This window comes from Bradyrhizobium sp. RT6a (genome assembly GCF_040547675.1).
GTDB lineage: Bacteria > Pseudomonadota > Alphaproteobacteria > Rhizobiales > Xanthobacteraceae > Bradyrhizobium.
This window is the reverse complement of the sequence record NZ_JBEPQC010000001.1, coordinates 1,456,176-1,478,601: the sequence shown is the minus strand read 5'-3', so window position 1 is coordinate 1,478,601 and position 22,426 is coordinate 1,456,176. Positions and strand designations below refer to the sequence as shown.

General features: G+C 62.9%; 22 protein-coding genes. 12 read left to right on the top strand and 10 right to left on the bottom strand.

Annotation, left to right across the window (positions count from 1 at the left end):
- Positions 1–48 precede the first annotated feature (48 nt).
- The 3 genes from ABIC03_RS07015 to ABIC03_RS07005 form a co-directional block, all read right to left on the bottom strand.
- On the bottom strand, positions 49–1,398 hold the full coding sequence (locus ABIC03_RS07015) for a L,D-transpeptidase family protein (protein ID WP_354056630.1): 1,350 nt from the start codon (positions 1,396–1,398) through the stop codon (positions 49–51).
- 374 nt (positions 1,399–1,772) lie between these two features.
- Positions 1,773–2,144, bottom strand: a complete 372-nt coding sequence (locus ABIC03_RS07010) for a helix-turn-helix domain-containing protein (protein WP_026233304.1) — start codon at positions 2,142–2,144, stop codon at positions 1,773–1,775.
- A gap of 29 nt (positions 2,145–2,173) precedes the next feature.
- On the bottom strand, positions 2,174–3,220 hold the full coding sequence (locus ABIC03_RS07005; RefSeq protein ID WP_275170430.1) for a LysR family transcriptional regulator: 1,047 nt from the start codon (positions 3,218–3,220) through the stop codon (positions 2,174–2,176).
- A gap of 203 nt (positions 3,221–3,423) precedes the next feature.
- Here ABIC03_RS07005 and ABIC03_RS07000 point away from each other — a divergent pair, with 203 nt between their 5' ends.
- The 5 genes from ABIC03_RS07000 to ABIC03_RS06980 all read left to right on the top strand — a co-directional run bounded on the left by ABIC03_RS07000 (position 3,424) and on the right by ABIC03_RS06980 (position 7,141).
- A complete protein-coding gene (locus tag ABIC03_RS07000; RefSeq protein WP_354056627.1) occupies positions 3,424–3,741 on the top strand; it encodes a hypothetical protein in 318 nt (105 codons plus the stop codon).
- A 14-nt stretch (positions 3,742–3,755) separates the two neighbouring features.
- On the top strand, positions 3,756–4,022 hold the full coding sequence (locus ABIC03_RS06995) for a hypothetical protein (RefSeq protein ID WP_106942703.1): 267 nt from the start codon (positions 3,756–3,758) through the stop codon (positions 4,020–4,022).
- Between the two features lie 206 nt (positions 4,023–4,228).
- On the top strand, positions 4,229–4,960 hold the full coding sequence (locus ABIC03_RS06990; RefSeq protein ID WP_354056625.1) for a cytochrome c biogenesis CcdA family protein: 732 nt from the start codon (positions 4,229–4,231) through the stop codon (positions 4,958–4,960).
- A gap of 160 nt (positions 4,961–5,120) precedes the next feature.
- Complete coding sequence (locus ABIC03_RS06985; protein ID WP_275170433.1) at positions 5,121–5,393, top strand: hypothetical protein; 273 nt, start codon at positions 5,121–5,123, stop codon at positions 5,391–5,393.
- Between the two features lie 197 nt (positions 5,394–5,590).
- Positions 5,591–7,141: a peroxidase family protein gene (locus tag ABIC03_RS06980; RefSeq protein ID WP_354056623.1), complete on the top strand. Its 1,551-nt coding sequence runs from the start codon at positions 5,591–5,593 to the stop codon at positions 7,139–7,141.
- A 77-nt stretch (positions 7,142–7,218) separates the two neighbouring features.
- Here the strand turns inward: ABIC03_RS06980 and ABIC03_RS06975 are convergent, their stop codons facing one another.
- From ABIC03_RS06975 to ABIC03_RS06965, 3 genes are all read right to left on the bottom strand, one after another.
- Entirely contained in the window at positions 7,219–8,352 is a 1,134-nt protein-coding gene (locus ABIC03_RS06975) for a mandelate racemase/muconate lactonizing enzyme family protein (RefSeq protein WP_354056621.1), read from the bottom strand.
- A 15-nt stretch (positions 8,353–8,367) separates the two neighbouring features.
- On the bottom strand, positions 8,368–9,825 hold the full coding sequence (locus ABIC03_RS06970) for a sensor histidine kinase (RefSeq protein ID WP_354057527.1): 1,458 nt from the start codon (positions 9,823–9,825) through the stop codon (positions 8,368–8,370).
- 351 nt (positions 9,826–10,176) lie between these two features.
- Positions 10,177–10,521, bottom strand: a complete 345-nt coding sequence (locus ABIC03_RS06965) for a DUF1236 domain-containing protein (RefSeq protein WP_275170436.1) — start codon at positions 10,519–10,521, stop codon at positions 10,177–10,179.
- A gap of 138 nt (positions 10,522–10,659) precedes the next feature.
- On the opposite strand from ABIC03_RS06965, the gene ABIC03_RS06960 reads away from it, so the two are divergent.
- From ABIC03_RS06960 to ABIC03_RS06945, 4 genes are all read left to right on the top strand, one after another.
- Positions 10,660–10,893, top strand: a complete 234-nt coding sequence (locus ABIC03_RS06960; RefSeq protein ID WP_275170437.1) for a hypothetical protein — start codon at positions 10,660–10,662, stop codon at positions 10,891–10,893.
- A gap of 376 nt (positions 10,894–11,269) precedes the next feature.
- A complete protein-coding gene (locus ABIC03_RS06955) occupies positions 11,270–12,268 on the top strand; it encodes a TRAP transporter substrate-binding protein (protein WP_275170438.1) in 999 nt (332 codons plus the stop codon).
- An 84-nt stretch (positions 12,269–12,352) separates the two neighbouring features.
- Positions 12,353–12,868, top strand: a complete 516-nt coding sequence (locus tag ABIC03_RS06950) for a TRAP transporter small permease (RefSeq protein ID WP_354056619.1) — start codon at positions 12,353–12,355, stop codon at positions 12,866–12,868.
- Entirely contained in the window at positions 12,865–14,184 is a 1,320-nt protein-coding gene (locus tag ABIC03_RS06945) for a TRAP transporter large permease (RefSeq protein ID WP_354056617.1), read from the top strand. The genes ABIC03_RS06950 and ABIC03_RS06945 overlap by 4 nt, the downstream gene beginning before the upstream one ends.
- A gap of 49 nt (positions 14,185–14,233) precedes the next feature.
- On the opposite strand, the gene ABIC03_RS06940 is transcribed toward ABIC03_RS06945, so the two are convergent.
- Positions 14,234–15,508, bottom strand: coding sequence for a serine hydrolase domain-containing protein (locus ABIC03_RS06940; protein WP_354056615.1), 1,275 nt, complete (start codon positions 15,506–15,508; stop codon positions 14,234–14,236).
- 170 nt (positions 15,509–15,678) lie between these two features.
- Between ABIC03_RS06940 and ABIC03_RS06935 the strand changes: the two genes are divergently transcribed.
- On the top strand, positions 15,679–16,596 hold the full coding sequence (locus tag ABIC03_RS06935) for an intradiol ring-cleavage dioxygenase (RefSeq protein ID WP_354056613.1): 918 nt from the start codon (positions 15,679–15,681) through the stop codon (positions 16,594–16,596).
- Positions 16,597–16,611: 15 nt separating this feature from the next.
- On the opposite strand, the gene ABIC03_RS06930 is transcribed toward ABIC03_RS06935, so the two are convergent.
- Positions 16,612–17,505: a LysR family transcriptional regulator gene (locus tag ABIC03_RS06930; protein ID WP_354056611.1), complete on the bottom strand. Its 894-nt coding sequence runs from the start codon at positions 17,503–17,505 to the stop codon at positions 16,612–16,614.
- A gap of 102 nt (positions 17,506–17,607) precedes the next feature.
- Here ABIC03_RS06930 and ABIC03_RS06925 point away from each other — a divergent pair, with 102 nt between their 5' ends.
- Positions 17,608–18,477: an SDR family oxidoreductase gene (locus ABIC03_RS06925; protein ID WP_354056609.1), complete on the top strand. Its 870-nt coding sequence runs from the start codon at positions 17,608–17,610 to the stop codon at positions 18,475–18,477.
- 41 nt (positions 18,478–18,518) lie between these two features.
- Entirely contained in the window at positions 18,519–19,193 is a 675-nt protein-coding gene (locus ABIC03_RS06920) for an NAD(P)-dependent oxidoreductase (protein ID WP_354056607.1), read from the top strand.
- A gap of 25 nt (positions 19,194–19,218) precedes the next feature.
- On the opposite strand, the gene ABIC03_RS06915 is transcribed toward ABIC03_RS06920, so the two are convergent.
- Positions 19,219–20,955, bottom strand: coding sequence for a bifunctional protein-serine/threonine kinase/phosphatase (locus ABIC03_RS06915; RefSeq protein ID WP_354056605.1), 1,737 nt, complete (start codon positions 20,953–20,955; stop codon positions 19,219–19,221).
- A 55-nt stretch (positions 20,956–21,010) separates the two neighbouring features.
- On the bottom strand, positions 21,011–21,850 hold the full coding sequence (locus ABIC03_RS06910; protein ID WP_275170445.1) for a formate/nitrite transporter family protein: 840 nt from the start codon (positions 21,848–21,850) through the stop codon (positions 21,011–21,013).
- Positions 21,851–22,426: the final 576 nt, after the last annotated feature.

The window sequence follows — 22,426 nt, the reverse complement described above, 5'->3', positions numbered from 1 at the left end:
AACGGAGGTGGCTTTGCAGCCGCCTGTGCCGCGATTGCATGGCGCGGTCTATCTCGTCATGTGCGCCGTTAACGGATGGCTGCCGGCACTGCTGAAGAATGCCGCCTCTTCGGCGGTGGCCTCCAGCAGCTGCTCGTCCTGGTGATAGACGTCGTTGCGGAACTGGACGGTCTGGTCTTTGGTCATCCACGCCGTGAGGTAGATCCAGGCCACCGGCACTTTCTTCGCCATAGCGACCTCGAGATGCTGGCCGCTGGCGATGCCCGCGTCGATCGCGGCGCGGCTCCATTTCGGCTGGTCCTTCAAGAGCCAGGCGGCGAGATCGCGCACATTATCGACGCGCGAGCAGCCATGAGAATCGAAGCGGTAATCGTCGCTGAACAGATTGCGCTGGTTGGTGTCGTGCATGTAGACCGAATAGGAATTCGGCATGTCGATCTTGACCGCGCCGAGCGCGTTGAACGTGCCGTTGTGCTGGCGCACGGTGAAATTCGGCGTATGCGTGCCCGACCAGTCGACCGAATTTGGGTCGATCGGATTGTCGTGGGCGTCGAGCACCTCCATGTGCATGCGCGACAGATAGGTGGGGTCCTTACGCATATGCGCGGAGATCTCGGTCTTGGCGATCGAGGCGGGCACCGTCCAGGTCGGATTGAGAACGACGCTGCTGATCTGGGTCGTCAGCGTCGGCGAGGGCTTTTCGGTCTTGCCGACGATCACGCGATAGCGCCTCACCACGACGTCGTTCTCGATCGCTTCGGCGAAGGCGGCGGGGATGTTGACGACGACATAGCGCTGGCCGAAGCCGAAATTCATGTTCTCGAGCCGCTGCAGCGAAGCCTCCAGCTGTCGGATGCGCTTCTGCACCGGCACGTTCATCGCCGCGATCGTGCGGGGCGTCATCGTTCCGGTCGGCGCGAGGCCGTGGCGGGCCTGGAAGCGTTTCACGGCGTCGGCGAGATCCTGGTCGAAGGCGCCGCTCGCCTTGTCGGCGGCAAGATCGCCGGAGACGATCAGCCGCTTGCGCAGGAGATCGTCATTGGTGCCCTGGGCGCCGGGCGCGAATTTGGCGTCTGCCGGGATCGCCGGCCAGCCGCCGCGCACGGCGAGATCAGAATAGCTCAGCGCCGCATCCTTGATGCGCTGGGCGGAGCCCTCGTCATAGGTCGGCTCGTGCGTCAGCGCGAGCGCGGCGGCCGAGCGGCTCTCTGCCGTCGAAGCGGACGCCGGCGCTGCAGTTTTCGGTGCGGCTGCGTGGGCCGGATTGGCGGTGGCCGGCACCGTGCCAGCCGCAGTCGCCGGCTTGGGCCCGGCCTGTCCAATGGTCTCGGTCTGAGCAAGCGCGGAGGCGCTCGCAAGCATGCCGACGGCAATGATCATCGCATGGCGTTTCGACATGTGTCCCATCTTTCCCATGAGAACGAGGCCCGGACGGGGGCTCGCATCGGCAATTCCCGGTCGTCGCGCTGATTCGAGAAATCGGCGGGAGGCTAGCGCCTCCCGGTTGCGGCTCCCTTAAGCACGGCGCATCGCGAGCTCCGGACGCCGGGCGGCGGTCTCTGGATTGGGTCGCGACAGGGCCGGAATGGGTTCGCGCAAACTGCGGGCGACGGCGGGAAAAATGGTCAACAAAAAGGGGCGGTCATGCCGCCCCGAGAAGTCCGCGCAAGCACGCGGGCCGGATAGATCTCGTCCGGGTCTCGTCCAATCCAGCCGCGCCCCGTGACGCGGCGGATTGAACATCGGGCGGAAAGGCGCGGGCGCCGATCGGCTCAGGCTTCGTTCGCTGCGATCGATTCCATCAGCGAGACGAGCTGACGCTGCACCGTCTGGTCCTTGATCTTGCTATAGGCGCGCAGCAGGCGGAGGCTGAAGGCCGAGTCCAGGAAGAGCAGGCTCTCGACTTCGCGCGCCTTGTTGTCGCCGTCATAGAAGAAGGTCACGGGCACATCGAGGGCGGTGGCGATCTGCTGAAGCCGGGCTGCGCCGACGCGATTGACGCCCTTCTCGTACTTCTGGACCTGCTGGAAGCTGACGCCGAGCTTCTCGCCGAGCTCGGCCTGCGAGACCTTCATCTCGACGCGCCGCAGACGGATCCGCTTGCCCAGCTCAATGTCCGGCTTGCCGGCACTGCGCTGCTTCATTCTCTTCGCCGCTGTCTTCATCTTTTTTCTCATCGGTCTTCGGTTGAAAACCCCCCGAAGAGCTGGGTCAGGGGTTCGCCCATATACTCGTCCTTGAATTCATGCGGGTGCACGAACTCTTCCTTAAACCACGGGAAACGCGCCGGATTGAAGGCTTCGATCAGCCAGTCAATCATGTGCCGCACGCGCGGAATCCGGCCGCTACCAGGGTGGTAGGACAACCAGATATCCAGCGATCTGTTCAGCTCGATCTCCAGTGGAATCAACTTCCCGCCAAGCGCAACGGCGTAGCTCGGGAATACGCCGATTCCGGCGCCATTCGCGACCGCCCAGTAATTGGCGCTCGAGACGTTGGTCTTCATGACCAGAAGGTCACGCTCCGGAACGCCGGGGAAGAAGCTCTCGAAAGTTTGCTTGGCGTCGAGCTGGTCGGCGAACTGCAGCACCAGGCGGTGCTTGATCAACTCCATCGCCGAGCGCGGCGCGCCATGTTTTGAAATGTATTTCTCAGAGGCCCAGAACATCAGATGCATGCGGCCGAGCCGCACCAGCTTGACGTCGAGCGCGGAAGGCCGCGACAGGTGAATGGCGACGTCGGCCTCGTGGCGGGAGACGTCGGCCGAGCGCATCGCGCAGTGCAGGTCGACCAGGATCTTCGGATAGGCCTGCTGGAATTCGACCAGTCGCGGGGCGAGCCAGAATGTGCCAAGTCCCTCGGTGACTGCGACGCGGACTTCGCCGGACAGGGCGTTCGCTGTCGAATCGCTGGTGCGCAGCACGTCGAAGGCAGCCGCCTCCATTTTCTCGACGGCGGAGACCACCAGCGCGCCTTCGTCGGTCAGACGGGTGCCGTGGACGTCGCGGGTGAACAGGGTGGTGCCGGTCTGGCGTTCGAAATCATCGATCCGGCGGCGGACGGCGTTGATCGACAGCGACAGGCGCTCGGCCGCCGAGCGGAAACTTCCGCATCGGACGACTTCCAGGAAAATGCGCGCCGCATCCCAGTCCGACAGGCCGCTGATGTTTGTCTTTGGGCGTTCCTCCAGTGGAACGCCCCTTTCCGCCAAGGAGTGCATACAAGTCCCTTCGGGTCGCTAAACTGGCAGAATCTTGGGCAAACCACAACCACGGCGGGTTGGGGAACGACGAGTTTTGAACGTCATCCTTACTGCGCCGCAGTGGTATTCTGGTGCTGCCAGGACTGGGAACAAGGGTTGGAAATCGGGCAAACCATCGCCCGTATGAGGGGTGTGGCGTGAGTTCCGTTGTGAGCCGTGACATGGCTGCGGGATCGTCGGCGCTGTCCGCAATGAACGTCCTTGCGCGCGAGCCGGTGACGCCTTCCGAGATGGATCAATTGCAGTACGCCAAGCGTTTTACCACCGAGCGTTTTACCACCGAGTGTTTTACGATCGAGCGTTCGACGACTGAGCGCTTCGACGACGGCCGGCGGGGCGAAGCGGCACGCGCCGGAACCGCGGTTTCAAGGCAGAAACACACTGAAATCATGTTCGGGGGCGCAGTGGCCTCGTGTTATCCTCGACGCTCCATGGGGGCCAAAGAGGTCGTCACAACCACGTCTCACAGGCCGAATTAGCGGAAAGAACGCCGGTGTCGCATTCAGACGAACAATTGCAGTCGGTGCTGGAAACGCTCGAAGAGTGCCGCCGGGTGCTCAACGAGAGCAACAGCCGCGAGTCGGCCGAGCTGCTGTCCATTGTCATCCTGGACGTGCGGATGAAACTCAAAGGAATTGACAGTGCCGATCTCAAGGCACTGTGCGACGAAATGTTGCGGAGCGCGACCAGCGAACCGCAGCCCCCCTCCAAGCAGACGCAGGACCAGCCCCGGCGTCCGCTGCTCCGCGTGGTGAAGTAGCCGCGCCGCCGAGCCTCGCTTTTTGGCGAGATTTGTGCGTGTCCCGATGCCGCATCTGTGATCACAGACGGCATCGGGAGGAGCCCTGGTTTTGAGCGCCTCAGTTGCGCATTCGCTGGCATCGGCTACACCAGAGCCGGTTCGGCTCCGGGCCGCGCGCATTCCCCGCGCGCCGCATCGGCGCCTGAGATGGCTCCGACTGCATCATGCAAAATGTTTCGATCCCGGCGGCGCTGATTGCCGGCCTCGTCAGCTTCCTCTCCCCTTGCGTCCTGCCGCTGGTCCCGCCCTACCTGATCTATTTGACGGGCGCGACGATCGAGCATGTCGAAAGCGACGAGCCCGCATCAGTCTCCAAACGCGCGATCATGATGTCGGCGCTCCTGTTCGTGCTCGGCTTCTCCACGGTGTTCGTGGCGCTCGGCGCCAGCGCCTCGCTGATCGGCGGGCTGATCCGCGCCTGGTCGGCCGAACTCTCGATCCTCGCTGGCATCGTCATCATCGTCATGGGCCTGCACTTCCTGGGCCTGACGCGAATCGGTCTGTTGATGCGCGAGGGACGCTTGACCGCGCCCAAGCCGGTCGGCCTCTGGGGCGCTTATGTGATGGGGCTCGCCTTTGCCTTCGGCTGGACGCCCTGCATCGGCCCGATCCTCGCCGCGATCCTCTCGGTCGCCGCGGCCGAAGCGACGGTGGCCAAGGGCGCCGGCCTGCTCGCGGTCTATTCGGCCGGCCTCGGCATTCCCTTCCTGATCGCCGCCCTGATGATCGAGCAGTTTTCCACCCTGTTCGCGCGCATGAAGGGCCATCTCGTCAATGTCGAGCGCGCCATGGGCGTCCTGATGGTGATCACCGGCATTGGATTTCTCACCGGCGCGGTCTCGAATGTGAGCATCTGGCTGCTGGAGACGTTTCCGGCGTTGCAGACGTTCGGTTAGGGCGCAGCGGAGGCACCAGCGGGAGACCGGGTTTTCACGGATGAAACCTGAAAGGAACCGTTGAGGACCTCGGACCATGCTCGCACTGCGGAGCCCAACGAAATCAAACCTTTTCCATCCCGAGACGTTGGAGGAGCGGAAACCGCATGGTGGAGATCTCGTGACCAAGACACTGCTCTTAGAATCCTTGTCGAACAACGTCGCTTTGGTCGCCTGGCAATTTGTAGGTCAACCGTTGCCGGAGTGGCCGAATTGGGTCCAGTCAACCTGCTCGCTCCAAAGGGATGCCGAAGGAAAGTTCGAGCTCCGGCACGAGCGGCGCAGCGGCGCTCAAATTGTCTATCTCGGCGAGTGGCTCGTGAGAGATCTGGATGGCGGCGTCGACTTCTACACCGACGCCGAGATCTGGGCGCGGTTCGCCGCGAAGCGCTAGGCGATCAACTGAGCGGGTCCGGGTGGGGCAAAACGCCTCGCCCGCAAGGACACACTTCGGATGCAATCTGAGGTAATATTTCATTCTACTGCACCCAGAGGGGCAAATTTCAAAAGCGTATACTGAAACGAGAATTTTTGACCAATCGACAATCCCGGCGCCCCTCTTCCTCACAGCATTTTGCGCAGGAGCAATCGATGGGAACCGAAGTCAACGTTCAACCCGGTCATGGCAAAGCCGGACGTCACCCGACGCGGCAATTTCTGGATACGCTTTCCGGACACGAAGATCCGGGCATGTTTGGTCGGATGTTTCCGACTCTCGAACCGCTGGCCGTCGACGACGGTCCGCTCCATGCACTCGCCGATGCGATGAAGGATCCCACCCCAGGCGATCCCACGGGAAACAGTGCCAACGTACCTGCCGGCTTTACCTATCTCGGGCAATTCATCGATCATGACATCACACTGGATCTGACCTCCTTTGGCGACAAGGAGGCCGATCCAACGGCCGTCGAGAATTTTCGTACACCGGCGCTCGATCTCGACAGCGTCTACGGTCTGGGACCGGACGGAAGTCGCCATTTGTACGCGCGCAATTCGGCGAGCGACAATGGCAAGAGCCCGGGTCCCAAGCTGCTGATCGGCAAAACCGTCAACGTCGGTGCCGGTAACATCACGGGAGATCATCGTAACGACCTTCCGCGCAGTCCCGAAGGGTTTGCCCTGATCGGCGACCATCGCAATGACGAGAATCTGCTGGTTGCGCAAACTCACCTTGCGATGCTGAAGTTTCACAACAAGGTCTGCGATCAGCTCGCTGCGTCAGGCAAGCCGCAGGGCGAGATCTTCGAAGAAGCGCGCCGGATGGTCACCTGGCACTATCAATGGATGGTCTTGCACGATTTTGTGGAGCGGATCACCGAAAAAGGCATGGTGGCGAAGATCCTCGAGCAGGGACGGCGCTTCTACCGCTTCAAGAAGACACCCTACATGCCTGTTGAGTTTTCCGCCGCGGTCTACCGTCTCGGCCACAGCATGGTCCGCGAGGTCTATAGCCACAACAGAATCTTCACGCCTGGCGGCGTCGTTCCTGCGACGCTCGATCTGCTGTTCAAGTTTACAGGGCTTTCGGGAGGAATCATCGGAGATCTCGCGCCCAATCCGATTCAACCGCCGCTCCCGCTTCCGGTGCTCTCAAGCAACTGGATTATTGACTGGCGCCGCTTCCACGAGATTCTGCCGTCCAATCCGCCAGGTGTTGCATTCAATCCGTCTCGCAAGATCGACCCCTTTGTCGTGCCGCAACTCCACACCTTGCCTGGTGACGGCAGCAGCCTGCCGTTCCGAAATCTCAAGCGCGGGGTGCTGTTGGGATTGCCGTCCGGGCAGGACATCGCCAAGGCCATGAAAATCAAAAATCCTCTGACGCCGGCCGAAATCTCGAAGGGGACCGACGGTGCGGTAGCGAAGACGCATGGTCTGCACGAACACACCCCGCTCTGGTACTACATCCTCAAGGAGGCGGAGCAGCGGGGTGGCGGCGAAAGGCTCGGACCGGTTGGAGCGACGCTTCTTGCCGAGGTTTTTGTCGGCCTCGTCCATGGCGATCGTCAATCGTACCTTTGGCTCAAGGGCAAGAGCTGGAAGCCAACACTTCCATCAAAAGTGCCGGGCGAATTCACGATGGCCGACCTGCTGCGCTTTGTCGGGGATATCAGCCCGATCGACGGCATCTCGACCGTCTAGAGGTTTGGCGATCCGGCGGACACACGAACTGGGCCGCGAGGCGGCCCAGTTCGGCGCCGGCGAGGCAAGTCCATGCGTTAATTCGCGGCAAATCGCGCAAATGCCCCGCGATCGATCTCGATGCCAAGTCCCGGGCCGTCCGGGACTCGCACGATGCCCTTCGCATGCTCGATCGGCTCCTTCAAAATGGCCTGCCGGATCGGATGTTCGGTGCGGTCGAATTCAAGCATCGGCTCGAGCGGTGACAGCGAAGTCGGCGTGTGCGAGGGCAGCACGGCGAGGAGCTGGAGCGAGGCGGCGATCGCGATGCCGGTGCCCCAGACATGCGGATTGTAGCGGATGCCGAACGCCTCGCTCATGTCGGCAATCTTCTTGCATTCACTCAAACCACCTGCCGCACAGGTGTCGGGCTGGGCGATGTCAAGCGCGTGCGAGACGAACAGCTCGCGGAAGCCGAAGCGCGTGAATTCGCACTCGCCGCCGGCGACCGGAATCGTGAGCGCGGATTTCACTGCGCGATAGCCCGCGAGGTCCTCCGGCGGCACCGGCTCCTCGAACCATCCGATGTCATGGCGCTCGATCAGGCGGCCGAGCCGGATCGCCGCGACCGCGTCATAGGCGTGGTTCGCATCGACCATCAGCGCGACATCGGGGCCGATCGCTTCGCGCACCGCGCGGGTGACTGCGGCATCCTCGACGATTCCGAAGCCGACTTTCAGCTTCACGGCGCGGAATCCCTCGGCGGCATAACCCGCCGCTTCTTCCGGCAGATATTCGAGCGGATCGCCTGACCTGCGCCGGTAGAGACCGGTTGCATAGGCCGCAACCTGCTTGCGCGCGGCGCCGCCAAGAAGCTGATGCACGGGTACGCCAAAATGCTTGCCCTTGATGTCCCAGAGCGCGATGTCGATACCGCTCATCCCCTGGATCACGACGCCCTTCTGGCCGTGATCGCGCAAGCGCGCGTAGACCATCTGCCACAGTACGTCCGTGCGCAACGGATCCTCGCCGATCAGCCACGGCGCGACACTTTGCACCACCGCCGCCGTGATGCGGGCAGGCCCATAGCATTCGCCCCAGCCGACAAGGCCGTTATCGGTCTCGATCTCGACGAGCATCGCGGTGCGTGTGTCGTACCAGGCGCGCGAATAGGCAAAGGGCTGCGACAGCTTTGCTTCGAGGATGTGCGTGCGAATGCTTGCAATCTTCATCGCCGATGTCTCCGTTCACCGCGCCTCGTCCAGCGTGCAAATCACCGTGCAGACCACGCCGCGGGGCAGAAAGTCGACCGTTGCCTCGCCGCCGAGCTGGTCGCGAGCGCTGCGCTCGATCAGGCGTGAGCCGAAGCCGCGCTGCACCGGCGCCGTCACCGGCGGTCCGCCGATCTCGGTCCAGATCAGGCGCAGCCGCGGCTTTGGCGCCTCAGCAAGGACCTCCCACTCCAGCGTCACCCGGCCGGTCTCGTTGGACAGCGCACCGTATTTCGCGGCATTGGTGGCGATCTCGTGCACGATCATCGACAGCACCACGGCGAGCCGCGGCGACAGCGGCACCGCGGGGCCTGCCATGCGGATGCGCTCTGGATTGTTTAGCAGGAACGGCTGTAGCGCGCGGGTGATCACCTCCCGCAGCTCGGAGCCCGCCCATTTCTCCTGGCTCAGCAAATTGTGCGCTTCGGCCAGCGCGCCCAGCCGACCCTCGAATTTCGTCCGCTCGTCCCGGCTGGCACTGCGGAAAGTCTGCACTGCGATCGCCTGCATCAAGGCGAGCGTGTTCTTGACGCGATGGTTGAGCTCGTCGATCAGGAGATTGTGCAGCATCTCGCCGCGCGCGATCGTGGTTGCCATCCTGACCGCGAAGGTCAGGCCGGTCAGCAGCAGGATGCCGCCGATCAGGCTGGTGATCGCGATGTTGCGCCAGAGCGGCGCGATCAGCGAGCTCTCGGCGACGCCGGCCACGATGGTCCAGCCGGTCAGCCGTGACCTCTTATAGACGGTGGACAACGCAACACCGTCGAGCGAAACCGTCGAGAGTGCGGCTTCCGGCGTGCGCAACATACTCTCATACAGTGTGCCCGTAGCCCGTTTGCCGAACGTCTCCGTCGGATTTGGCGTGCGCGCGAATACGAAGGCCTTGGTGTCGAGCAGGGAAACCGTCCAATCCCGGTCGGGCCGTTGCTTCTCGACCAGGTCCTGAAAGATGCTGACGGGCGGGCTGAAGCAGAGGTCGTAGATCACTTCGCCGTCGCGGAGCACCGGAACCTCGACCGTAAGAACCTGCCGGCCGTTGATCGCGCCGGTGAACAGGTCGGAATATTGCGGCGATCTGGTCGCAAACACCTTCTCGATGACCTCAAGATGACCGCGTGGCGGCAGGCTCGCGGTGTCCTCGGTCGCGGAGGAAAACAACAGCCGGCCCTTGCGATCGGAAATCAACACGAGGCCGCCCTTGCCGTACTGATCGACGAAGCCGAGCGCGATGCGGCGGAAATTCTGGAAGTCGTCGTTGCGCAGCGAATTCGTCAGCGCAAGCACCTGCAGGCCGCCGGTCATCCGCTGCACCTCGGAGTCCAGCACGAGGCGCATGCTGCGCACGTTCTCCAGCACGCGGCGGGTCGCGTCGTTGCGGTCCTGCTTGTAATTGTAGACGGCAATACCGACCGCGAAGACGATCAGCGGCAACATCGTTCCCGTGACCAGAAGAGCGAGCCGGACCGGCAAAGTGAGCTTTGACAAACGCAGGCGTCCCGGTTCCAGCGCAGGCGAGCGCCGGATTTATGATTTTGGGAGACCATAGGGGCGGGATTTGCGCTGCGCCATAATTTTTTGCGCAGCTGGACGAACCGTCTAGAGGCGATACCTTACAGCGCAGTTGGGATGCCTGCGCCTCAGCTCATGCTGACTGCGGTCAGTAGTAGACACATGGCGTAGACAGCCGCCAGGCTGAGCCCGGCGATCCGGGCCTCACGATGCGATTTCATAACTTCAACTCCCGGAGAGGGCGGCCGCCTTCAAGGCAGCCGCCCGACACCTGGATCAATCAATTTCCTGAACGACCGTGCGCGAGCCGGGATCGACGAGCATCACGCGTTCGCCGGAGTAGACGTAGCGATATTTCGTGAGGGACGGGCCCCAGTCGGCCGGAACGGCCTCGAGCTCGACGTCGCTCGGCACCGCGGCACCGACAACGATCTTTTCCTTCGTCGTCACCGGACGGATACGGTGCTCGGTGACGTAGGATTTGATCTTGGTTCGGTACTGCGGCTCGATCTGAACGGCCGCCGCATGGCCGGTCCCGGTCGTCGTCACGACGGTGGATTGCGCGAAGGCACCGGTCGAAATCAGAGCCGCCGCGGCGGAAAGCAGGAACAACTTCTTCATCTCGTTCTCCTCGTTTGAAGATGCGCCGCAACAACCCCTCATCGCGGACGGCGTTCCCGGCCCCTGGAACTAATTGCCGGTTTTTCCCGTTTGTAGATGACCGGGCGAAACGGCTCGGGCTCTGGAGGAGGACTACAGATGAAGCTAAAAATTGCCACTGCAGCACTGATGGTTGCTGCAATATCCCTGCCGGCGTTCGCGGCCGACGAGTTCTACGTCGTGCAGGACGTCAAGACCAAGAAGTGCACGATCGTCGACAAGAAGCCGACGGATACGTCCATGACCGTCGTCAGCCCGTCAGGCACGATCTACAAGTCGCGCACCGAGGCTGAAAGCGGCATGAAGACCGTCAAGGTCTGCACGTCGAACTGAGGAGGATGACAAATGCCAGTTCTGATTCTGTGGGCCGTGCCGGCCGTGCTGGTGCTCGGCGGCGGCATCTATCTGATCGGCCATTTGCATTAAAGCGCACTGGAAGGCGAGCGGGTCTGTGCGTGCAGCGCACAGGTCCGCAAGCCATCTGTCTGCGGAGGAGGCCGCCCCTCAGCCTCCCAAGGCATCGGCTGGACGCAAGTTGCAGTGCAACAGTTCGCGAAAAGTGGTGGCCCTGCGACGAAGAGGACTTCCCGCGCACACGAAATGACTTCCGTCGCGCCGACGTTTTTCATACGCTTCCCACTCGCAAGCCGCATACCGGCTGCGCTCACGGCCCGGCGACAGGGCCGGAGCATCAAAAGGAGGGGAGACGATGAAGCGAAGATCATTTCTCGCTGGGATCGGCGCGACCACTGCGGCGGCTGCGATTGGCATGCCGTCGATCATCCGGGCGCAGTCGCCGATCACGCTGAACGGCGCGGTCCAGTTCAACGACGACCACGCCTTCAACCGGGCACTGCTCCGGTTCGAAGAGCTGGTGAAGAAGTACTACGGCAAGCCTGTCAACTTCACGCTGCACAGGAATTCCTCGCTCGGCCTCGAAAAGCAGTATTTCGAGTACATGTCGCAGGGCAAAGCCGTCGATTACGGCATCGTCTCGCCGGCTCACATGTCGACCTTCGCCAAGGCGGCCCCGTTCATCGATGCGCCCTTCGTGTTCAAGGGCATCGAACACATGAACAAGGTCGTCGAAGCCAATATCCTGGCGCCGATCGCCGACGAAGTCGCAGCCAAGGCCGAGGTCGTTCTGATCGGCTATTCCGGCGGTGGCATCCGCAACATTTTCGCGAACAAGCCGCTCAAGAACCTCGCCGACCTCAAGAGCCTCAAGGTGCGCGTACAAGGCGCGCCGATCTGGTCGAAGACCTTTGCCGCCGTGGGCATGAGCCCGACGGTGATCGCCTATAACGAGATCTACAACGCGATCCAGAACGGCGTGATATCGGCCGGCGAGAACGAGGCGGCAGGCGTCGAGGCAATGAAGTTCTACGAAGTGGCCCCGCATCTCAACCTGACCCAGCACGCCGTGTCGATCCGGCCGATCTGCTTCTCGGTGAAGACATTGAAGACCCTGCCGAAGGAGTTGCAGGACGCGATCATGAAGGCCGGCAAGGAGGCCGGCGACTACGGCCGGCAACTGGAGTCGAGCGAAGAGGTCGTCAAGCTCGACACGCTCGAGAAGGCCGGCAAGCTCAAGCGCGTTCCATTCGAAGAGCGGGACGCCATGAAGAAGCTCGCCGATCCCGTGATGGCCACCTACGCCAAGGAAATCGGCGCGGAAGGCATTTTCGAGAAGATCAACGTCGTCTGAGAACTGTCGCGGCCCACGTGACAGGACGTCGGGGCAAGCCGGACGGCTTGCCCCATTGCGTGATTGTGATCCCCCGGAGTCGTAATGACCGAAATATCGATGCCACCGAACCCGTCGCCATGGCGCCGAGCAACGGCGGCCTATGCAAAACTGCTGGAAATTCTGCTCGCCGCCTCTGTCGGCATTCTCGTCATTCCGGTCACGTTGCAGATCATCTCGCGCTACACGCCATTGATTCCGTCCTACATCTGGACCGAGGAGATGGCGCGGTTCATGTTCATCTGGACAATCATGATCGGTGCCATGGTCGGCATCAGAGAGTCGCAGCATTTTGAAGTCGACGTCTGGCCTAACCTGTCACGCCGAAGCGAGGCCATGGTGCGGATTCTTGCGCGACTCGGCGTGCTGGCGCTGGCGCTGGTGTTCGTATCCGCCGGACTCGAGTTCACCCGCTTTGCCTGGAACAGAACGTCGGAGCTGGCCGATCTGCCGCTTTGGATGATCCACGTCGCCTGGCCGGTTGCCGGCGTGACCTGGATCGTGTTCGCCGGTGAACAGATTATCGACGAGATGCGGATTCTGGTTGGGGCAAATCAATGAGCGGCAATATACTTTCTGCCGGACAGGCCGCGATGGTCCTGTTCGGTACTTTCGTTGGCCTGCTCATCATACGCGTGCCGGTCGCCTTCGCGCTCGGCCTTGCCTGCGTGCCGATCCTGCTGATCGAGCCGCATCTGTCACTGATGACGCTCGCGCAGGAAACCTTCAACGCCTATAATTCATTCATCCTGCTGGCGGTGCCGTTCTTCCTGCTCACCGCCAATTTGATGAGCATCGGCGGCATCACCGACCGGCTGGTCGCGCTGTCCCGCTCGATGGTCGGGCACTGGCCGGGGTCGCTGGCGCAGATCAACGTCGTGCTGTCGGTGTTCTTTGCCGGCATCTCCGGCTCCTCCACCGCGGACGCGGCGAGCCAGTCCAAGATCTTCATCGATGCCCAGACCAAGGAGGGCTACGACCTCTCGTTCTCGATCGCCATCACCGCCGTCTCGGCCGTGCTCGCCGTCATCATCCCGCCCTCGATCCTGATGATCGTCTGGGGCGGGCTGATCTCGACCTCGATCGCCGCGATGTACCTGGCCGGCATCGTGCCGGGTCTGCTGATCGCGGGCGCACAGATGGCGACCGTGCATGTCTACGCGACGCGTCGCGGTTATCCGACCTATCCGAAAGCGAGCTGGGTCGAGATGCGCTGCGCCATCTGGCGGTCGATACCGGCGCTGATGACGCCGTTCATCATTGTCGGCGGCATTCTGCTCGGATGGTTCACCGCAACGGAGTCCGCCTGCGTCGCGGTGCTCTATTCCGTTGCGCTGTCGACGTTCTTCTACCGTGAAACCGGCGCGCGCGAACTCTACAAGGCTTTGCTCGACACCGGGCGTCTGGCCGGGGTCGCGCTGTTCTGTGTGGGCACCGCAAGCGCGTTCGGCTGGCTGCTGGCCTACTACAAGATTCCGCAGGAACTGCTGGCCAACGTCTCGACCTGGGGCATGGGCGCGATCGGGGCGGGCTTCTTCATCGCGCTCTGCTTTCTGGTGGTGGGCTGCTTCCTCGACGCCATTCCGGCGATCATCATCGTCGGCACTGTGCTGGAGCCGCTCGCCAGGTCCGTAGACCTCCATCCTGTCCAGTTCGCGATCATTTCCATCATATCGCTCGCCTTCGGGCTGGTGACGCCACCCTATGGCTTATGTCTGATGATCGCCTGTTCGATCGCCGGCGTACGGCTGCGCTATGCCCTGAAGGACACGGTGATCATGCTGATTCCGATGCTGCTCGTGCTGGCGGCCGTCATCGTCTGGCCAAGCGTGTCGCTGTTCCTGCCGCGTCTGATCGTGCCGGAGATGTTGAAATGAGCAGGGCTCGATCCCGCGGCTCTGATGCCGCGGGATCAGTGCATTTTGCCTAGAGATTGCTCTCGGTGATCGCGGCGTAGACCATGCTGCGCAGCTCGCGCCGAAGCGGGTAGGCGCTGGATGGCAGCACCTGCGTCATGAAGATGGTGATCAGCTCCTCGGCCGGATCGATCCAGAACGACGTCGTGGCCGCGCCGCCCCAATTGTATTCACCGGGGCTGCCGGCGACCAGCGTTTCGGCCGGGCGCATGGTCACGGCGAAGCCGAGGCCGAAGCCGATGCCGCTATAGGTGGCTTCGGAGAACAGCGAGCGCGACACCTCGGGGAGAAAGCGGCCGCCCGGAATGTGGTTGGTCGTCATCAGCGCCAGCGTCTTCGGCCCGATCAACCTGACGCCGCCGAGTTCGCCGCCCTTGAGCAGCGCACGGCAGAAGGTGAGATAGTCGGCGGTCGTCGAGCACAGCCCGCCGCCACCCGAGATCAAGGACGGCGGCGACAGGAACGAGCTCGTCGTGGGGTCGTCCTGCAATGTCAGTCCCTCGCGCCGCTGACCGGCATGGAAGGTCATGCCGCCACCCGGGTCGGCCGAGTAACAGGCGGCGAACCGGTGGGCCTTGGAAGCCGGCACGTGGAAATCAGTGTCGGACATGCCGAGTGGATCGAGGATTCGTTGCTTCAGGAACTGCTCGAAGGGTATGCCGGAGATCTTGCCAATGAGGTAGCCGAGCACGTCGGTCGAAACCGAGTAGTTCCAGGCCTCGCCCGGCGAGAACTCCAGCGGGATTTTTGCGAGGCTCTCGATCATGGTCTGCAGCGTGCCTGACTTCTCGACCTCGCCGATCTTTTCAGCGCGGTAGGCGGCATCGACGTTCGAGCGTTGCTGGAAGCCGTAAGTCAGCCCGGAGGTGTGGCGCAGGAGGTCGACGATCAGCATCGGCCGCGAGGGCGGACGGGTCAGGAAGGCCGGCGCGGTGCCGGCGACGAACACGCCGAGATCCTTCCATTCCGGAATGTACTTGGCGACCGGCTCATCGATCGCGACGAGGCCTTGCTCGACCAGCATCATGAAGGCGACGCTGGTGAGCGGCTTGGTCATGGAATAAATGCGGTAGATGGTCTCGTCCTTGACCGGCAGCTTGCGCTCAACGTCGGCAAAACCCTGCACCGAGCTGTGGGCGATCTTGCCACGGCGATAGACCAGGAGATGCGTGCCCGGGAAGCGACCGGCATCGATGTACCGGCTCTTCAGATGCGCATCGACGCGGTAGAGCGCGGCCTTGGACATGCCGACGGATTCGGGCGAGGCGGGGGTGGGGGCGAGCATCAGTTCCTCCGGGCAGTTTTGTCCGACGTTGATAGCCGAAATGGCGGTCTCATTCCAAGCCGGTCGCGCTTAACGCCGGCCGGCTGTTTGGTGTAGGCTTCACCTTGGAACGCCTCCAAGCAGCCCAAAAGATCCCCGACGGGCGAATGAAAAACGCAGGCAAACGCACCATGACCCAATTCAACGAGACCGAACTCACCGAAGCCGTCGTCCGGAGTTTCGACAATACGCCAAACCCCCGCGCGAAATTCCTGCTCCAGGAATTGGTGAAGTCGCTGCACGATTACGTGAGCAAGACCGGCCTCACCTTCGAGGAGTGGGAATACGCCATCGATTTCCTGACCCGCACCGGCCAGAAATGCACGGACACCCGGCAGGAATTCATCCTCCTGTCCGACGTGCTCGGCGTTTCCATGCTGGTCGACGCGGTCAACCATCGCGAGCGCGAGGGCGCCACCCAGACCACCGTGCTCGGGCCGTTCTATGTCGGCGAGCACAAGGTGACGGCGCACGGCACCGACATTTCACCGAACAATCAAACCGGCGAACGGATGTTCGTGCAGAGCCGCGTCACCGATCTCAAGGGCAAGCCGCTCGCGAATGTCCCCGTCGACGTCTGGCATGCCGACGATGACGGCTTCTACGACTCGCAGAAGCCGAACTATGACGAGGTCGGCGCCTCGGCACGGGCGCGCTTCATCACCGATAGCGATGGCCGCTTCTTCTTCCGCACCATCTTGCCGTGCAGCTACCCGATCCCGACCGACGGTCCAGTCGGCGAGATGATCGTGCAGACCAACCGCCACCCGATGCGCCCGGCGCATGTGCACTTCCTGGTCAATGCCAAGGGCTACGAGCCGCTGATCACCCACGTCTTCATGGACGGCGACAAATATCTGGATTCCGACGTCGTGTTCGGCGTCAAGGACGACCTCGTCGCCAAGGTCGAACCGCGCAGCGACCCGGAGATGCCCGACGGCACCAAGGCGAACGGGCAGTGGCACTTGATGACCTACGAATTCCACCTCAAGCCCGGCGGCGGCATGGCGCCGAAACCGCTCGGAGTGAAGGCGGCGGAGCCGGCCTGAGAGATCGCGGACGGGTCAGCGCCCGATAAAGGCCGCCAGTTCGTCAGGTGCCCCCGTTGGAAAGGCTTCCTTCATGAAGTCGAGGAAGGCGGATACGCGCGCGCTTAGGAGCCGGCGTGAAGGATAGAGTGTCCACAACGCGATCTCCGGTCCCTCGATGTCGCCCCAAAGCACCAGCGTGCCGGCAGCGAGGTCGTGACTGACCAGTGACACCGGGAGGCGTGCGGCGCTGACGCCCGCCCGCACCGCATCGCGGACCATGATGAGCGATGACAGGCGCAGGACCGGATCAATCGCGATGCGCGATTTTCCGCCTGGCAGCGTCACGTCCCAGCTTGTCAGCTGGTCGCCCGCGCCGCGCATGACAGCCGGCGTGGTGAGATTGCCCCGCGGTCGTTTCAGGTCCGGGCTCGCCACGACCACCAGCCGGTCGCGCAGAAAGATTCGTCCGACCAGGCTGTCATCCGGATCGGGATTGACCCGGATCACCAGATCATACCCTTCCTCCACCATGTCGACGGAGCGATCTTCCGTCGTGACCTCAAGACGGATCTCCGGATATTTGAGCGCGAACCCCGCCGCGAGGTTTCCCATTGCAGTCTGCGAGAACAGCAAGGGCGCGCTGATCCGCAAGCGCCCCCGCGGCCTGTCCCCACCCGACGCGATCGCTGTTGCCGTCTCGTCGAGTTCGGTGAGCAAGGCCCCCGTCCGCTCATAAAGGGCGCGTCCTTCCTGCGTGAGTTTCAGGGTGCGCGCGCCCCGTTCGAACAGGCGCAGGTCGAGGGCCGCTTCGAGCTCGGCGACCCGCCGGGACAGGGTGGCTTTCGGCCGTCCGGCGGCCCGTGCGGCCCGTCCGAACCCGCCGTGCCGGGCGACGAGATTGAAGTCGGTGAGTGCGAGCAGGTCCATCGTTCCACCGGTGAGACAGTCCGTCCAAATATAGCGGCTTTCGGTTCGTTTGTGGATCACTAATTTCCCGGATGTCTTCTGACCCAACCCGGAGTGATCCCTATGACCATCCTCGTTACCGGCGCAACCGGCACCATCGGCCGCCACGTCGTCGAACAGCTCGTCAAGCGCGGTGCCGATGTCCGCGCTCTCGCCCGCGATCCTGCCAAGGCAAACCTCCCGGCAGGCGTCACCGTCGTGCAGGGCGACCTGCTCGACGTCGACTCGATCCGTAGCGCATTCAAGGGTGTCTCGACCCTGTTCCTGCTCAACGCGGTGGTGCCGGATGAATTCACGCAGGCGCTGATCGCGCTCAACGTGGCCCGCGAGGCGGGCGTCGAGCGGGTCGTCTACCTTTCGGTGATCCACAGCGATCGCTACGTCAACGTCCCGCACTTTGCCGGCAAGTTCGGCGTCGAGCGGATGATCGAGCAGATGGGCTTCAACGCCACCATCCTGCGCCCGGCGTACTTCATGAACAACGATGTTACGATCAAGGACGTGGTGACCGGATACGGCATCTATCCGATGCCGATCGGGAGCAGGGGGCTCGCCATGATCGATGCGCGCGACATCGGTGAGATCGCGGCCGTCGAGCTCATCCGTCGTGAGCGCGCTGCAACACCGCTTCCGCTCACGCGCATCAATCTCGTCGGTCCTGATACGCTGACCGGCGCGAAAGCCGCCGCCGTCTGGTCGGAGGTGCTGGGCCGTACGATCGCCTATCCCGGTGACGATACCGCCGGCTTCGAGAAGAACCTCCGGCAGTTCATGCCGAGCTGGATGGCTTTCGACATGCGGCTGATGAGCGAGCGTTTCCTCACCGAGGGAATGATCCCCGAGGCCGGAGACGCCGCGCGGCTGACCGCGCTGCTGGGCCGCCCGCTGCGCTCCGATCGCGACTTCGTCTCCGAGATCGCGGCCTCTGCCTGACGGCACGGCACGTCCCCATCACGACAACGAGGAATGCTATCATGATCTCTTCAACCGCCACTTCTCCGGCGGATCCGGAAGGCGCAACGAAGATATTGGTGCTTGGAGCGACCGGTGCCACCGGTCGCCTGATCGTCAACCAGGCGGTGGCGCGAGGCTACGACGTCACCGTGCTGGTCCGGTCCGCCGGCAAGGCGAGTGACATCACGGGGGCGAAGCTCATCGTCGGAGACGCCCGCGATGAAAGAGCCCTGCGCGAAGCCCTCAAAGGCCGTGATGCCGTGGTCAGTGCGCTGGGTACGCCGGTAAGCCCGTTCCGCGAGGTGACGCTTCTCTCGACCGCGACGCGCGCGCTCGTGAGTGCGATGAAGGCCGAGCAGGTCTCGCGGCTGGTTTGCATCACGGGAATGGGCGCCGGCGACAGTGCCGGGCATGGCGGCTTTGTCGCCGACAATGTGATCTTTCCGCTTCTCCTGAAGAAGGTGTACGCCGACAAGAACCGGCAGGAAGCGATCGTCAGAGACAGCGGGCTGGACTGGGTCCTGGTTCGCCCCTCGATCCTGAACAACAAGCCCGGCCGCGGCTCGGTCCGGGCGCTGACAGATCTTTCGGGCTTCCATGGCGGCAGCATTGCGCGCGGAGACGTTGCGAAATTCGTGCTCGATCAGGTGCGCGCCGATCCCTGGCTGCATCGCTCTCCGCTGATCACGTGGTGACGCTTTGCGTGGCTACACCCCCTGATCAGCGCGCGTGCAACATCGCAAGCAGGACCACGACGACGCAGGCGAGCGCCGCCGTGGTCAATTTCCAGAACATCAGCGGGCTGCGCTCCAAAAGCGGCGTGATCCGCGTGTCGAGATAGGCCGGATTGGGCGTGCGAAGCTCGAAGACGAATTCAGACAGATCCTCGTGCCGCTCGTAGGGATCCGGATGGAGCGCACGTCTGAGCGCGCCGTCGACCCAGGCAGGCACGTTGGTGTCGTCGTCGGCCGGACGATATTTGAGCCTCCGCACATCCGCCTTGCGCCGGATCCTGGCGATTTGGGTGCCATAGGGAAGCTTTCCCGTCAGCATCTGGTAGCAGATCACGGCGAGTGAAAACATGTCGGAGCGCGGCGTGCCGCCTTGCCCAAGAAAATATTCCGGCGCCGTGTACTGGACTGTTCCCAGAATTTCGCCGGTCTCATCCTGCGGGGCGGCCTCCGCGACGCCTGCCACCTTGACCGATCCGAAGTCGATGATCTTCGCGGTGCCGGTCTTGTCGATCAGGATGTTGTCGGGCCTGAGGTCCTGATGCAGCATTTCCATGCGGTGGAAGGCGCGCAGGCCGGCGGCAATCTGCTCGACCAGTCCGCGGACGGTTTCGAGATCGGGGCGCGGATTGTCCGTCATCCACTGCCGCAAGGTCTGACCTTCGACGAATTCGGTCGCGACGTAGAGGTAGCCGCGCCGTTTCGACTGCGACAACGGCTTCAGCACATGCGGGCTGTCGATCCGGCGCGCAATCCACTCCTCCATCAGGAAGCGCTTCAGGTAGGCGGCATTGTCGCGCAAATCGATCGACGGCAGCTTCAGCGCGACCGGCTCCTCGGTCACCGCATCGACGGCAAGGTAGATGTGACTGCGGCTGCTGGCGTGGATTTCGCGGACGATCCTGTAGCCGTCGAAGATGGCCCGCGGCTCCGGCAGCGGGGGAAGCGGCAGCTGGGAGGTCTGGTTGAAGATGCCGGCCGGCTCGCGCTGCGGCACCGCATCGATGCGGAGGATCTGGACCGTGATGTTGTCGTCGCTGCCGCGCCGGTAGGCTTCCTCGACGATCGCCTTCGCCGCCCGGTCGAGCCCGGCTGCATGCTCGCTGAGCGCGTTCGTGATGAAACGCGCGTCGACGAATTCATAGGCGCCGTCGGTCGCCAGCAGGAAAGTGTCGCCAGTCTCGATCTCGAAACTCTGGTAGTCGATCTCGAGCTGCGGATTGATGCCGAGCGCGCGGCCGAGATAGGTCTGCTCCGAGGACACGATGATGCGGTGATCGTCGGTCAGCTGCTCGAGCGCCTTGCCCGCCACGCGGTAGACGCGACAGTCGCCGACGTGGAAGATGTGCGCAGTGGTCGCCTTGATGACCATGGCGCTCAGCGTGCAGACATAACCCTTGTCGCGGTCGTAGGCATATTGGCTCTTGCGCGTCTGCGCGTGCAGCCAGGAATTGGTCGCATCCAGCACCCGGCGGGCGGAGGTCTTCACCGTCCAGGATTCCGACGTGCAGTAATAGTCCATCAGGAAGCTCTTGACCGCCGACTCGCTGGCGATCTGGCTCACCGTGCTGCTGGAGATGCCGTCGGCGAGGACGGCCGCAATGCCCTTCAGGCTGAGCATCGGCTCGTCCGGAACGAGGACGCCGTGAAAATCCTGGTTGATGGGCTTGCGACCCTTGTCGGAATGCTGGCCGACCGAGATCTGAAGTCCGCGGGTCATCGTCATCACCGGCAAAGGGGAGCCTCACCCTGATCGGGCGAGGCTCTCCTGTCGAGACGTATCAGGCCGCGACGCGGGGCGACGTGGCCTTGCCGGCCTGGCGCTTCGGCTTGGTCATGACGTGCGTGGCGTAGAGGGTCATGCCGGTGAAGGCGAGGCCGCCGACGAGGTTGCCGAGCACGGTCGGGATCTCGTTCCAGATCAAATAGTCCATGATCGAGAACTTCGCGTGCAGCATCAGGCCGGAGGGGAACAGGAACATGTTCACGACGGAATGCTCGAACACCATGTAGAAGAACACCAGGATCGGCATCCACATCGCGATGACCTTGCCGGGGACCGAGGTCGAGATCATGGCGCCGACGACGCCGGTCGAGACCATCCAGTTGCAGAGCATTCCGCGCAGGAACAGCGTCGCCATACCGGCGGCGCCATGCGCGGCGTAGCCCAGCGTTCGGCCTTCGCCGATATTGCCGATGGCTGCACCGACCTTGTCGGGATCCTGCGTGAAGCCGAAGGTCGTGACGAAGGCCATCATGAAGGCCACGGTGAAGGCGCCGGCGAAGTTGCCGACAAAGACGAGGCCCCAGTTGCGCAGCACGCCGCCGAAGGTGACGCCGGGGCGCTTGTCGATCAGAGCGAGCGGGGAGAGCACGAACACGCCGGTCAGGAGGTCGAACCCCAGCAGATACAGCATGACAAAGCCGACCGGGAACAGCAGCGCGCCGACCAGCGGCTGTCCCGTGTTCACGTTGATCGTGACGGCGAACCATGCCGCGAGCGCCAGGATAGCGCCGGCCATGTAGGCCCGGATGATGGTATCCCGGGTGGACATGAAGACTTTGGACTCGCCCGCATCCACCATCTTGGTGACGAATTCCGAAGGCGCGAGATACGACATCGATGGTTCCTTTTGCTTCGTAAGAGAGATCGAGACGCCCTGAGTGCGCCGCTGAAAGTTATTGGCCGTGCGGGGTGTCTGCCGCGCGTGGGCCGGGGGGATTTGGAAGCCTTGGGATTGCGTCACGACGACCGAGTCGAGGAGGGCCGCGAAGCAGTTGAGCTTCCGGGATGCAGCCGCCAGCGCCTGCATCAGTGCGGCAAGCCGCAGTCTTCGTTGACCCAAACCGAAATGCAAGTTGCGTGCCGTGTGTTGGACTCTTGAAATGCAAGCAATATCAATCTGATAGAGCTTTGGCTGGCCCGGCTTTTGCGCGTGGCGCGGCCTTTTCCTTGAGCTGCTGCACAACTGTTGTGCGTCGCACAATTGTTGGGCAAGCCGCAAATTTCGCGAGCGGAATAGGCCTGCGACAGACTGGCGCATCGCTACTAACGCACTGATGTTGGGTCGTTTTCTGCGCTGCGGCGCTTGGCACGAAGCTTGAATAGTTCCAGGTCGACGCCATTGAAGCCGTCCCGCGAGACTTCTCATCCGAATTGCCGACGCCACCAGACGGGGGTCTCCCCGTCGCGCGTT

Bases quoted from the DNA above. Each gene is read 5' to 3' on its own strand.
- ABIC03_RS07015 (WP_354056630.1), bottom strand. From the start codon at position 1,398: ATGTCGAAACGCCATGCGATGATCATTGCCGTCGGCATGCTTGCGAGC.
- ABIC03_RS07010 (WP_026233304.1), bottom strand. From the start codon at position 2,144: ATGAAGCAGCGCAGTGCCGGCAAGCCGGACATTGAGCTGGGCAAGCGG.
- ABIC03_RS07005 (WP_275170430.1), bottom strand. From the start codon at position 3,220: ATGCACTCCTTGGCGGAAAGGGGCGTTCCACTGGAGGAACGCCCAAAG.
- ABIC03_RS07000 (WP_354056627.1), top strand. From the start codon at position 3,424: ATGGCTGCGGGATCGTCGGCGCTGTCCGCAATGAACGTCCTTGCGCGC.
- ABIC03_RS06990 (WP_354056625.1), top strand. From the start codon at position 4,229: ATGCAAAATGTTTCGATCCCGGCGGCGCTGATTGCCGGCCTCGTCAGC.
- ABIC03_RS06980 (WP_354056623.1), top strand. From the start codon at position 5,591: ATGGGAACCGAAGTCAACGTTCAACCCGGTCATGGCAAAGCCGGACGT.
- ABIC03_RS06975 (WP_354056621.1), bottom strand. From the start codon at position 8,352: ATGAAGATTGCAAGCATTCGCACGCACATCCTCGAAGCAAAGCTGTCG.
- ABIC03_RS06970 (WP_354057527.1), bottom strand. From the start codon at position 9,825: ATGTTGCCGCTGATCGTCTTCGCGGTCGGTATTGCCGTCTACAATTAC.
- ABIC03_RS06965 (WP_275170436.1), bottom strand. From the start codon at position 10,521: ATGAAGAAGTTGTTCCTGCTTTCCGCCGCGGCGGCTCTGATTTCGACC.
- ABIC03_RS06960 (WP_275170437.1), top strand. From the start codon at position 10,660: ATGAAGCTAAAAATTGCCACTGCAGCACTGATGGTTGCTGCAATATCC.
- ABIC03_RS06955 (WP_275170438.1), top strand. From the start codon at position 11,270: ATGAAGCGAAGATCATTTCTCGCTGGGATCGGCGCGACCACTGCGGCG.
- ABIC03_RS06950 (WP_354056619.1), top strand. From the start codon at position 12,353: ATGACCGAAATATCGATGCCACCGAACCCGTCGCCATGGCGCCGAGCA.
- ABIC03_RS06945 (WP_354056617.1), top strand. From the start codon at position 12,865: ATGAGCGGCAATATACTTTCTGCCGGACAGGCCGCGATGGTCCTGTTC.
- ABIC03_RS06940 (WP_354056615.1), bottom strand. From the start codon at position 15,508: ATGCTCGCCCCCACCCCCGCCTCGCCCGAATCCGTCGGCATGTCCAAG.
- ABIC03_RS06935 (WP_354056613.1), top strand. From the start codon at position 15,679: ATGACCCAATTCAACGAGACCGAACTCACCGAAGCCGTCGTCCGGAGT.
- ABIC03_RS06930 (WP_354056611.1), bottom strand. From the start codon at position 17,505: ATGGACCTGCTCGCACTCACCGACTTCAATCTCGTCGCCCGGCACGGC.
- ABIC03_RS06925 (WP_354056609.1), top strand. From the start codon at position 17,608: ATGACCATCCTCGTTACCGGCGCAACCGGCACCATCGGCCGCCACGTC.
- ABIC03_RS06920 (WP_354056607.1), top strand. From the start codon at position 18,519: ATGATCTCTTCAACCGCCACTTCTCCGGCGGATCCGGAAGGCGCAACG.
- ABIC03_RS06915 (WP_354056605.1), bottom strand. From the start codon at position 20,955: ATGACGATGACCCGCGGACTTCAGATCTCGGTCGGCCAGCATTCCGAC.
- ABIC03_RS06910 (WP_275170445.1), bottom strand. From the start codon at position 21,850: ATGTCGTATCTCGCGCCTTCGGAATTCGTCACCAAGATGGTGGATGCG.